The following is an 11,000-nucleotide window of genomic DNA, read 5'->3' as shown; positions in this document are numbered from 1 at the left end:
CGTCCACGAACGAACCCGCGTCCCCGGATGATGCCTGTCGCCGAACACCAACCGCCGCTGCAGGACGACGACGAGGCCTCGCCGTTCGCGTTGCACGAGCCGCGTGAGGTCGCGCAGGTGCTGCGCGCGCTGGTCGAGGCCCGGGCCATCGTCACCGCCAGCCTCGTCCCCGGAGGCCACGCCTGTCCGACGGCGCTGCTGGCGGTGCACGACGACGGCACGCTGGTGCTCGACGGTAACCGCCACGAAGCAATGAACCGGCGCATGGACAGCGCCACGCGCCTGGTCTGCAGTACCCAGTTGGATCTGGTGCCGATCCGCTTCCGGCTTCCCACGCCGACGCGGATCGACTACGAGGGATATCTCGCCTTCCGCGCGCCATGGCCCGTCTCGCTGCTGCAGTTGCAGCGCCGCGAGCTCTATCGGCTGCGGGTCTCGCCTGCAGCGCCGGCGACCCTTCACGTCGGCGACGGTGATGCACCGCCTGATGCCGGCCTCGGCGGGCTGCGCGTCCTCGACATCAGCGGCGGCGGGCTGGCCATCGCGGTTCCCGACGGCCAGGAAGGCCGGTTCCGGCCCCAATCGCGCATCGCCCCCTGTCTGCTCCGGCTGGCCGAAGCGCCGGAGTTCACGGTCGCACTCGAGGTCGCCCACCTCGGCCGTTTCGATGTGCGCGGCGTCGCGCACTGGCGCGTCGGTTGCCGCTTCGTCGACCTGCCCGCCGCCCTCGAACAGCGCGTGCTCCAGTACATCTTCCAGGTCGAGCGCCAGCGCAACGCGCGACAACGGCGCGGCGGCTGAGCCGGGCGGACTAAAGTTGCGGCCAAAGCGGCCGATCTCCTGCGTGTCACCCATGCCGCGTATCCGCGGCACCCGCAGGAGCGCACCGCATGAGCAGTTCCAACCCGAGCGCCGCTGGCGAGTACCTGACCTTCACCCTCGGCGACGAGCACTACGGCGTCGACATCCTCAAGGTCCAGGAAATCCGCGGTTACGACGCCGTGACCCGCCTGCCGGACGCGCCCGAATACATCAAGGGCGTCATCAACCTGCGCGGCACCATCGTGCCGGTGATCGACCTGCGCCTGAAACTGCGCCTGGCCGAGGCCCGCTACGACAGCTTCACCGTGATGATCGTGCTCAACGTCGAGAACCGCGTGGTCGGCATCGTCGTCGACAGCGTGTCCGACGTGGTGCCGCTGCTCGACGAGCAGGTGCGTGCCACCCCCGAATTCGGGGCCGCGGTCGACACGAAGTTCATTGCCGGCATCGGCACGCTCGACGAACGGATGCTGATCCTGCTCGACATCGAAACGCTGCTCGACAGCGCCGACCTGGTCGAAGCGCCGCTCGTCGACGCCGCCTGATTTCCATCTTCGGGCCTAAAGTCCGCCGCGCCGCCGCCGCTACGTGGAGGCAGCCGGTCGTGACCCCGGCCCCGCACCCCCGACTGGAGTGATACCGATGAACCACAAGCCCCGCCGCCTACTGATCGCGCTGCTGCTCAGCGCCTGCGCCTCCGGCGCCCTCGCCCAGGAGGCCATCCGGCCCGAGCAGGCGACCCGCTTCGTCGGCCAGAACGGCATGGTGTGCGGCAAGGTCGAGAAGACCCGCTACGCCGAGAATTCCGAAGGCCAGCCCACCTTCCTGTACATGGGCGGCGCCTTCCCGCGCCACACGTTCTCGGCCCGGATCCCGAACGACCAGCGCGGCAAGTTCAACCCCTCACCCGAAGCGCTCGAAGGCCGCGACGTCTGCGTCCTGGGAACCATCGTGCGTGATGCCAGCCGCGCGGAAATCGCGGTGCGCTCGCCTGCCGACGTCAAGCTCGCCACGATCAAGTAATGCGGTCTGCCCCGGCGTACAACGCCATCGGGCCCTTTTTCATGTGCCGTACCAGGGAGTGACCCGATGCACTGGTTCTCGAATCTCAAACTCGCACCGAAGCTGATGCTGGCGTTCGGCGTAGTCCTGCTCATCATGCTCGTCCAGGGCATCGGCGCCTACATGGGCCTGCGCTCGATCGACAACGTCACCACCGAACTCGGTGACGAGGTACTGCCGAGCGTCACCCTGGTCGGTGAAACACGCAGCCTCCTCGGTGAGTTCCGCACCGCCTCCTACCGCGGCCTGGTCCGCGCGAGCGACGCGGCCAAGCAGCAGGCGCGCGAGCGCACGGCCGAGATCGATGCGCAGATCCAGGAGAACTTCGAGACCTACCGGCAGTACACGACCACGCCCGCGCAGCAGCAGGATCTTGCCGAGCTGGTGGCCGCATGGGAAAGCGCCAAGGCGTCCTATGCATCGGTCAACGAGATGCTCGACCTCGACCTGCCCGACGACGCCACCGATACCTTCATCGGCGAGACCGGTGAGCTGCACGACGCCACCAGCGCCGCGCTGGCGGCGCTGGCCGAGGCCGCGAACCGCGACGCCGCCGCAGCCCGCAGCGCCGCGGCAAGCGCGTACTCCGCGTCCAGCGCGATGCTGATGATCCTGCTGGTGGCCGGCATCACCGCCGGCCTCGTGGTCGCCTGGCTGCTGGCACGCGGCCTGACCTCCGCCATGCGCAGGGCGGTGACCGTCAGCAACGACGTGGCCAGCGGCAAGCTCGACAGCCATATCGACACCGCCCGCGGCGACGAAATCGGCGACCTGCTCAAGGCGATGCAGCGCATGCAGCGCGACCTGAGCGAACGCCTCGAACGCGAACAGGCGATCGCCGGCGAGAACCTGCGCATCCGCACCGCGCTCGACAGCTCCGGCACCAGCGTGATGATCGCGGATCCTGCGCGCACCATCATCTACGCCAACAGCGCGGTCACCGAGCTGCTGCGCCAGTACGACGAGGAGATCCGCGCCGACCTGCCGGACTTCGAGATCGACTGCATGGTCGGCGCCAGCATCGACGGCTTCCACAAGGATCCCGAACGCGTCGCCGGCATGCTGGAGCGCCTGCAGGGTGTGCACGTCAGCGAAATCACCATGGGCCAGGCCCACTTCAGCCAGACCGTCGCCCGCGTCGATGACGCGGCCGGCCACCTGCTGGGGTATGTCGTCGAGTGGCGTGACCGCACCCCCCAGGTCCAGGTCGAAGTCGAGCTGGCGCGCGTGATCCAGTCCGCCGCGGCCGGCGACCTCTCGCACCGCATCGGCCTCGACGGCAAGCAGGGTTTCTACCTGCAGCTGGCCGGCCAGCTCAACACCCTGCTCGATGCCAATGCATCGAGCCTCGATCAGGTGTCGAGCGTGCTGACCGCCCTGGCTGATGGTGACCTCACGGTACGGATGGACGGCGAGTTCCAGGGCGTGTTCGCCCAGATGCGCGACGACGCCAATGCCACCGTCGCCCAGCTCACCGGCATCGTCAGCCGTATCCAGGAAGCGTCGGGCGCCATCGGCACCGCGTCGTCGGAGATCGCCTCGGGCAACAACGATCTGTCGCGTCGCACCGAGCAGCAGGCCGCCAACCTCGAGGAAACCGCGGCCTCGATGGAGGAACTCACCTCCACCGTGCGCCAGAACGCCGACCACGCCCGCCAGGCCAACCAGCTGGCGATCGGCGCGGCCTCGGTCGCCTCGCAGGGCGGCGATGTCGTCGGCCAGGTCGTCACCACCATGGCCGACATCGAGAAGTCCTCGCGCAAGATCGCCGACATCATCTCGGTCATCGACGGCATCGCGTTCCAGACCAACATCCTCGCCCTCAACGCCGCGGTCGAAGCGGCGCGCGCCGGCGAACAGGGCCGCGGCTTCGCGGTGGTCGCATCGGAAGTACGCACGCTGGCGCAGCGCAGCGCGGCCGCGGCCAAGGAGATCAAGGGTCTGATCGACGACTCCACCGGCAAGGTGTCCGAGGGCGCGGCGCTTGCCGGCCAGGCCGGCAAGACCATGGGCGAGATCGTGTCGTCGGTGCAGCGCGTGACCGACATCATGGCCGAGATCGCCGCCGCCTCGCAGGAGCAGGCATCGGGCATCGAACAGGTCAACCAGACCATCACCCAGATGGACGAGACCACCCAGCAGAACGCCGCGCTGGTGGAAGAAGCCTCGGCTGCCGCGCGGGCGATGGAAGAACAGGCCTCGAGCCTGGCGCAGACGGTCTCGGTGTTCCGTCTCGATGGCGAGCCCTCCATCGCGGCACCGTCCGCCTCGCGCAAGCCGGCGGCATCAGCCGCCCCGGCAGCACGCCGTCCGGCGCCCGCCGCGCGGACTGCGCGCGCGAAAAGCGCGCCGGCAATGGAGGCGGACTGGGCCGAGTTCTGATTCCGCCGCCATGCCGCATCCCGACGCCCCGGTCCGCCGGGGCGTCGTCGTTCCACCCGCTACGACACCACGCTCGATGCCGCGAACTGCAGTTGCTGGCTCAGGGCTGCCGCGATTCCGATTCCGCGGCGAGTACGCACAGGTACGTCTGCCCGGGTGCCGGGTGCCGGAAGACCCGCGCACGCAACCCGCTAATTCGGGCCTGCAACGACCTTCCTACCCAACGGCAGTCAATTTCCGGCCGCCGGGGTCGATAACCCCCACGATCCCCGTTCGAGGACCGGTCCATGGCCGCGACATCCCTGCCCCACTCGCCGGTCGGCAACCGCGATTTCCTTTTCTCCGAACGTGATTTCCGCCGGGTCTGCCAACTCATCCGCGAGCGCGCCGGCATCGCCCTGGTCGACAGCAAGCGCGACATGGTCTACGGCCGCCTCTCGCGTCGGCTGCGTGCGCTCGGGCTGACCGAGTTCACCACCTACCTCGACCTGCTCGAGGGCGACGGCGACGGCGCCGAGTGGCAGGCGTTCACCAACGCCCTGACCACCAACCTCACCGCGTTCTTCCGCGAGCCGCATCATTTCGAACACCTCCACGCGCAACTGGTCCAGTCCGGTGCCTCGCCGCGCGCGCCGCTTGCGCTGTGGTCCTGCGCCGCGTCCACCGGCGAGGAGCCGTACTCGATCGCGATCACCGCCTGCGAGGCGTTCGGCACCATGACCCCGCCGGTGCGCATCCTCGCCACCGACATCGACACCCAGGTGCTGGCCACCGCCCAACGCGGCGTCTATCCGGTGGAACGCGTCGCCAGCCTCGATCCCCAGCGCCGACGTCGCTTCTTCCAGCGCGGCACCGGTCCCAACGAAGGCCACTGCCGCGTGCATCCGGCGCTGCAGGCGATGATCGATTTCCGACCCCTGAACCTCCTGGCGCCGCGCTACGACATCGGCGGGCCCTACTCGGCCGTGTTTTGCCGCAACGTGATGATCTATTTCGACAAGCCCACCCAGCGCGGAATCCTCTCGCGCCTGGTCACGCACATGGATGCCGGCAGCCTGCTCTACACCGGGCATTCGGAAAACTACCTGCACGCCGCGGATCTCATCCGGCCCTGCGGGCGAACGCTCTACCGCCGCAACTTCGGCGCGGAGGCCGCGTGAGCCGTACCGCACTGCGCGACGACGACGTCCTGCGCTACCGGGACGCCCGCTTCAAGGTGCCGGCGGCCAAGCTGCTGCCCTCCCAGTACCTGGTGGTCGATGACGGCACGGCGCTGGTCACCGTGCTCGGCTCGTGCATCGCCGCCTGCGTGCGCGACCCGCTGCTGCAGATCGGCGGCATGAACCACTTCATGCTGCCGGAAGGCAACGTCGGTGACGGCGCGCCGGCGCGCTACGGCAGCTACGCGATGGAAATGCTGATCAACGAACTGCTCAAGCGGGGCGCGAACCGCCGCCGGCTGGAGGCCAAGGTGTTCGGCGGTGCCAACGTGCTCAAGGGGTTCACGTCCAATCCGGTCGGCACCCGCAACGCCGAGTTCGTCCTCGCTTACCTGGCCGCGGAACAGATCCCGGTCGTGGCCGAGGACCTGCGCGGCATCCACCCGCGCAAGGTGTGGTTCTTCCCGGACACCGGCCGGGTGATGGTCAACCGCCTGCCACACGCGCACGAGGCCGAAGTGGTGGCCGCCGAAACCGCAGTGCGCGCCAGCCTGTCCCGCACGCCGGTCAGCGGCGGCGTGGAACTGTTCGAATGAAGCCCTGTCGCGTCCTCATCGTCGACGACTCCGCAGTCGTGCGCCAGCTGCTGACCGAGCTGCTGGGGCAGGACCCGGACATCGAGGTCGTCGGCAGTGCGGCCGATCCGCTGCTCGCCCGCGAGAAGATCAAACGTCTCAACCCAGACGTGCTGACGCTCGACGTCGAAATGCCGCGCATGGACGGGCTGGCGTTCCTCGAGAACCTGATGCGCCTGCGGCCGATGCCGGTGGTCATGGTGTCGTCGCTGACCGAACGCGGTGCCGACGTCACGCTGCAGGCGGTGGCCCTGGGCGCGGTCGATTTCGTCAGCAAACCCCGGGCCGGACTGGCGCAGGGCCTGTCCGAGTACGCCGAGGAGATCTGCGCGAAGGTCAAGGCGGCGGCGGGCGCACGCGTCCGTCCGCCGACGACGACCGCGCAGCCGCTGCTGCGCCTGGATACGCCGGTCCGTGCGCCGATGGCTACCCGGTTCCGCACCACCGACCGGCTGATCGCGATCGGTGCCTCGGCTGGCGGCACCGAAGCCCTGCGGGTCGTGCTGGAACGCATGCCGCCCGACGCACCCGCGGTCGTGTTGACCCAGCACATTCCCGGCAGCTTCAGCCGTTCGTTCGCCGAGCGGCTCGATCGCCATTCGCCGATGCTCGTGCGTGAAGCCCGCGACGGAGAGATGATCCTGCCCGGCCACGCCTATCTGCCGCCCGGCGACCACCACCTGCGCGTGATCGGCGATGGCGCCCGCTGGCGCTGCAGGCTCGATCCCGGCCCGCCGGTCAACCGGCACCGGCCTGCGGTGGATGTGCTGTTCCGCTCGGTGGCGCAGAGCGCGGGGGCGAACGCGGTGGCGGCCATCCTCACCGGCATGGGCGACGATGGCGCGCGCGGGCTGCTCGACCTGCGCCAGGCCGGCGCGGCCACGCTGGTCCAGGACGAGGCCACCAGCGTGGTCTGGGGCATGCCGGGCGCGGCAGTGAGACTCGGCGCGGCGCAGGAGATCGTCCCGCTGGAAGCCATCGCGGCGCGCCTGCTGGCTCTCGCCCAGGTCTGATTCCGGCGCGAGGCCGCACGCGGATCCGCCGCCGACGCCACCCGTGCGCGCAGGACCGTCGCCAGCGGAGTCGGTGTCATCGGCCGGACGGATGCCCGGGTACAGCGGCGATGCCGACGCCGATGCGAAGCGTCACGGCGGACGCTGCCGGCGGCCAAGCCTCGACATGCGGGAACGCACGCGGCGCTTCCCCCGGCATGATCCCGCCGCGGCGAGGCCGTCAGGCCGCATTGCGTGCCGCCGCGATGGACCAGGCCGATGGCCGCCGCCCTGGTGCGGCGGCTGCCCGCAGCGCCCTGCCGCAAACAAAAAGGCACCCGGCTCGCGCCGGATGCCTGCTGGTCGGTCCAACATGCCGGCACGCGTGCGGGGCCCTGTAGAGCCCCGCAGCCGCGAGCCGGCGCGCCCTCAGGCCGCAGTCTTCTCTTCGCCGGCGTCCACGTACTCGGCGATCTGGTCGAAGTTCATGTAGCGGTAGATCTCGTCCGCCGACGCATCCAGCACGCCGACGGCGGCCATGTACTCGGCCTTGGTCGGAATGCGGCCCAGGCGCGAACAGATCGCCGCCAGTTCCGCCGAGCCCAGGTAGACGTTCGAGTTGCGCCCCAGACGGTTGGGGAAGTTGCGCGTCGAGGTCGAGAACACCGTCGCGCCTTCCTTGACCTGCGCCTGGTTGCCCATGCACAACGAGCAGCCCGGCATCTCCATGCGCGCGCCGGCGGTGCCGAAGGTGCCGTAATGGCCTTCCTTGGTCAGCTCGGCGGCGTCCATCTTGGTCGGCGGCGCGACCCACAGCTTGGTCGGGATGTCGCGCTTGCCTTCCAGCAGCTTCGACGCCGCGCGGAAGTGGCCAATGTTGGTCATGCACGAACCGATGAACACTTCGTCGATCGCGGCGCCGGCGACTTCCGACAGCGTCTTGACGTCATCCGGATCGTTCGGGCACGCGACGATCGGCTCATGCACGTCGGCCAGGTCGATCTCGATGACAGCCGCGTACTCGGCATCCGCATCGCCCTTGAGCAGCTGCGGATCGGCGAGCCAGGCTTCCATCTTCTCGATCCGGCGGGCCAGCGAACGCGGGTCCGCATACCCTTCGGCGATCATCCACTTCAGCAGCGTGATGTTGCTGGTGATGTATTCGATGATCGGTGCCTTGTCGAGGTGCACGGTGCAGCCGGCGGCGGAACGCTCGGCCGACGCATCGGACAGTTCGAACGCCTGTTCGACCTTCAGATCCGGCAGACCTTCGATCTCGAGGATGCGGCCGGAGAAGATGTTCTTCTTGCCCTGCTTGGCCACCGTCAGCAGACCGGCCTTGATCGCGTACAGCGGAATCGCGTTGACCAGGTCACGCAGGGTGACACCGGGCTGCATCTTGCCCTTGAAGCGCACCAGCACCGATTCGGGCATGTCCAGCGGCATCACGCCGGTGGCGGCCGCGAAGGCGACCAGGCCCGAGCCCGCCGGGAACGAAATGCCGACCGGGAAGCGTGTGTGCGAGTCGCCGCCGGTGCCGACCGTGTCGGGCAGCAGCATGCGGTTGAGCCAGCTGTGGATCACGCCGTCGCCCGGACGCAGCGAGATGCCGCCACGGGTGGAGATGAACTCCGGCAGGGTGTGATGGGTCTTGACGTCCACCGGCTTCGGATACGCCGCGGTGTGGCAGAACGACTGCATCACCAGGTCGGCGCTGAAGCCCAGGCACGCGAGATCCTTGAGCTCGTCGCGGGTCATCGGACCGGTGGTGTCCTGCGAACCGACCGAGGTCATCCGCGGCTCGCAATAGGTGCCCGGGCGCACGCCCTGGCCTTCCGGCAGGCCGATCGCACGGCCGACCATCTTCTGCGCCAGGGTGAAGCCCTTGCCGGTATCGGCGGGCTGCTGCGGCAGGCGGAACAGGTCGGTCACCGGCAGGCCCAGCGACTCGCGCGCCTTGGCGGTGAGCCCACGACCGACGATCAGCGGAATGCGGCCGCCGGCGCGCACTTCGTCGAACAGCACCTCGGACTTGACCTGGAATTCGGCGATGACGTTGCCGTCCTTGAGCGCCTTGCCCTCATATGGACGCAGCTCGATCACATCGCCCTGCTCCATCTGCGACACGTCGAGCTCGATCGGCAGCGCGCCGGCATCCTCCATCGTGTTGTAGAAGATCGGCGCGATCTTCGAACCCAGGCACACGCCGCCGAAGCGCTTGTTCGGGATGTAGGGAATGTCCTCGCCGGTCCACCACAGCACGCTGTTGGTCGCCGACTTGCGGCTCGACCCGGTACCGACCACGTCGCCGACGTAGGCGACCAGATGGCCCTTCTTCTTGAGATCGAGAATGGCCTGGATCGGGCCGCGCTTGCCGTCTTCCTCCGGAACGAACGCCGCGCCTTCGCGACGGTTCTTCAGCATCGCCAGCGCGTGCATCGGAATGTCCGGGCGCGTTGTCGCGTCGGGCGCCGGCGACAGGTCGTCGGTGTTGGTCTCGCCCGGCACCTTGAACACCGTCAACGTCATCGACTGCGGCACTTCCGGCTTGCTGGTGAACCATTCTGCGTCGGCCCAGCTCTGCATGACCGCCTTCGCATTGGCGTTGCCGGCCTTAGCCTTCTCTTCGACGTCGTGGAACGCGTCGAACACGAGCAGTGTGTGCTTGAGACCTTCGGCGGCGATCGCGCCGACCTCGGCGTCATCGAGCAGATCGACCAGCGGCTGCACGTTGTAGCCGCCGAGCATCGTGCCCAGCAGTTCGGTGGCGCGCGCGCGGGAAATCAGCGCACTGCGTTCGGTGCCGAATGCGACCGCGGCGAGATACGAGGCCTTGACCTTGGCGGCGTCGTCGACGCCGGCCGGCACGCGGTGGGTCAGCAGGTCCAGCAGGAACGCTTCCTCACCAGCCGGCGGATTCTTCAGCAGTTCGATGACGTCGGCGGTCTGCTGCGCATCGAGCGGCAGCGGCGGGATTCCCAGCGCGGCGCGCTCGGCAACGTGGTGGCGATAGGCTTCCAACATGACAACTCCAGATTCGTGCGGTACCGGGATAACCGGTCTCATGCCGACGGTACGATCAGCTTGAGACCCTTGAAATAAGTGCGGAAAAACGCGTCGTCGCGGGTGATCAGGCCATTGCATTGCAGCAGTGCATGCGCGCCGACCAGGAAATCGCGCGAGGGGCGGCCGATGCGCTCGCCGCGTTGCCAGGAGCGGCGCTGCATCTCGCCCGCACGCAAGGCGGCCTTGGCTTCGATCGCCGAAAAGCGCACGCCCATGTCCTCGAGCACGGCCATGGTCTCGGCGCCGTCGTGCAGCGCGCCGCAGATCTCGGCCAGTGCGACGTCGCAGACCACGACCGGGCCAGCGCTCAGGTACTGGCGCAGGCAGGCTTCCGCGGCATCGGCCTGCGGCCCGTCTGTCAGCAGATCCACCAGCACGGGCGCATCGACGGCGATCACCCCGCGACGCTGCCGTCGGCGGCGGCCTCTGCCTCTGCCTCTGCGCCAGCTTCGTCGCCGGCCTGGCCCCGCACGGCGCGCATTGCGGCGTCGGTGTCGTGAAAGCCTTCGAGCCGGAACCGGCCCCGGGCACGCGAGACGGCGTCATCGACACTCTTGCGCAACACGATGCGGCTGCCTTCCAGTTCGACCTTGAGGATCGTCCCCTTGCTCAATCCCAGCGCATCGCGCACCGCCTTGGGCAGTGTGATCTGGCCGCGCTCGGCAACGGTCGCCTCCATCAGGCCTCTCCTTCAAGGTATGCGCGAATTATACATACCTGAACACGCATACTCCAGCGCGCCGCCGCCCGCTCGCCGCGCCTGGGCGATCGCGCGTGCGAGCGGGAAGCGCGCGCAGACTACCGCGCGCCGACCGCGCCACCTGCCTTTCGTCCAGGGGGCGCGCAGCGCCGCGGGTGGCATGCACGAAGGCCAGACGATG

At 68.8% G+C, this 11,000-nt stretch carries 10 protein-coding genes; 7 read left to right on the top strand and 3 right to left on the bottom strand.

Annotated features, from left to right (window positions below):
- The first annotated feature begins 27 nt into the window (after positions 1 to 27).
- The 7 genes from CNR27_RS09550 to CNR27_RS09520 all read left to right on the top strand — a co-directional run bounded on the left by CNR27_RS09550 (position 28) and on the right by CNR27_RS09520 (position 7,074).
- Complete coding sequence (locus CNR27_RS09550; protein WP_096298272.1) at positions 28 to 801, top strand: flagellar brake protein; 774 nt, start codon at positions 28 to 30, stop codon at positions 799 to 801.
- Positions 802 to 890: 89 nt separating this feature from the next.
- Positions 891 to 1,367: a chemotaxis protein CheW gene (locus CNR27_RS09545; RefSeq protein ID WP_096298270.1), complete on the top strand. Its 477-nt coding sequence runs from the start codon at positions 891 to 893 to the stop codon at positions 1,365 to 1,367.
- A 97-nt stretch (positions 1,368 to 1,464) separates the two neighbouring features.
- Positions 1,465 to 1,845 (top strand): hypothetical protein, encoded by a 381-nt coding sequence (locus CNR27_RS09540; RefSeq protein WP_096298268.1) that lies wholly within the window; start codon positions 1,465 to 1,467, stop codon positions 1,843 to 1,845.
- Between the two features lie 66 nt (positions 1,846 to 1,911).
- Positions 1,912 to 4,266, top strand: coding sequence for a methyl-accepting chemotaxis protein (locus tag CNR27_RS09535; RefSeq protein WP_096298266.1), 2,355 nt, complete (start codon positions 1,912 to 1,914; stop codon positions 4,264 to 4,266).
- Between the two features lie 287 nt (positions 4,267 to 4,553).
- Entirely contained in the window at positions 4,554 to 5,426 is an 873-nt protein-coding gene (locus CNR27_RS09530) for a CheR family methyltransferase (RefSeq protein ID WP_096298264.1), read from the top strand.
- Entirely contained in the window at positions 5,423 to 6,022 is a 600-nt protein-coding gene (gene cheD, locus CNR27_RS09525) for a chemoreceptor glutamine deamidase CheD (protein ID WP_096298262.1), read from the top strand. Before CNR27_RS09530 ends, cheD begins: the two co-directional genes overlap by 4 nt.
- Positions 6,019 to 7,074: a protein-glutamate methylesterase/protein-glutamine glutaminase gene (locus tag CNR27_RS09520; RefSeq protein WP_096298260.1), complete on the top strand. Its 1,056-nt coding sequence runs from the start codon at positions 6,019 to 6,021 to the stop codon at positions 7,072 to 7,074. Before cheD ends, CNR27_RS09520 begins: the two co-directional genes overlap by 4 nt.
- A gap of 408 nt (positions 7,075 to 7,482) precedes the next feature.
- On the opposite strand, the gene CNR27_RS09515 is transcribed toward CNR27_RS09520, so the two are convergent.
- Genes CNR27_RS09515 through CNR27_RS09505 form a run of 3 tightly spaced genes read right to left on the bottom strand, consistent with a single transcriptional unit; the run spans position 7,483 to position 10,798 of the window.
- The gene (locus tag CNR27_RS09515) at positions 7,483 to 10,077 is read right to left on the bottom strand and encodes a bifunctional aconitate hydratase 2/2-methylisocitrate dehydratase (RefSeq protein ID WP_096298258.1); all 2,595 of its coding nucleotides are present in this window, start codon (positions 10,075 to 10,077) and stop codon (positions 7,483 to 7,485) included.
- Between the two features lie 38 nt (positions 10,078 to 10,115).
- Positions 10,116 to 10,517 carry a type II toxin-antitoxin system VapC family toxin gene (locus CNR27_RS09510; RefSeq protein WP_096298256.1) on the bottom strand — a complete coding sequence of 134 codons (402 nt, stop codon included), beginning with the start codon at positions 10,515 to 10,517 and terminating at the stop codon, positions 10,116 to 10,118.
- Positions 10,514 to 10,798, bottom strand: a complete 285-nt coding sequence (locus CNR27_RS09505) for an AbrB/MazE/SpoVT family DNA-binding domain-containing protein (protein WP_096298254.1) — start codon at positions 10,796 to 10,798, stop codon at positions 10,514 to 10,516. The genes CNR27_RS09510 and CNR27_RS09505 overlap by 4 nt, the downstream gene beginning before the upstream one ends.
- Positions 10,799 to 11,000 lie beyond the last annotated feature (202 nt).

The sequence above is a fragment of the Luteimonas chenhongjianii genome (assembly GCF_002327105.1).
Taxonomy (GTDB): domain Bacteria; phylum Pseudomonadota; class Gammaproteobacteria; order Xanthomonadales; family Xanthomonadaceae; genus Luteimonas; species Luteimonas chenhongjianii.
This window is presented reverse-complemented; position numbering and strand designations above follow the sequence as displayed.

Bases quoted from the DNA above. Each gene is read 5' to 3' on its own strand.
- CNR27_RS09505 (WP_096298254.1), bottom strand. From the start codon at position 10,798: ATGGAGGCGACCGTTGCCGAGCGCGGCCAGATCACACTGCCCAAGGCG.
- CNR27_RS09515 (WP_096298258.1), bottom strand. From the start codon at position 10,077: ATGTTGGAAGCCTATCGCCACCACGTTGCCGAGCGCGCCGCGCTGGGA.
- CNR27_RS09550 (WP_096298272.1), top strand. From the start codon at position 28: ATGATGCCTGTCGCCGAACACCAACCGCCGCTGCAGGACGACGACGAG.
- CNR27_RS09545 (WP_096298270.1), top strand. From the start codon at position 891: ATGAGCAGTTCCAACCCGAGCGCCGCTGGCGAGTACCTGACCTTCACC.
- CNR27_RS09520 (WP_096298260.1), top strand. From the start codon at position 6,019: ATGAAGCCCTGTCGCGTCCTCATCGTCGACGACTCCGCAGTCGTGCGC.
- CNR27_RS09535 (WP_096298266.1), top strand. From the start codon at position 1,912: ATGCACTGGTTCTCGAATCTCAAACTCGCACCGAAGCTGATGCTGGCG.
- CNR27_RS09530 (WP_096298264.1), top strand. From the start codon at position 4,554: ATGGCCGCGACATCCCTGCCCCACTCGCCGGTCGGCAACCGCGATTTC.
- CNR27_RS09540 (WP_096298268.1), top strand. From the start codon at position 1,465: ATGAACCACAAGCCCCGCCGCCTACTGATCGCGCTGCTGCTCAGCGCC.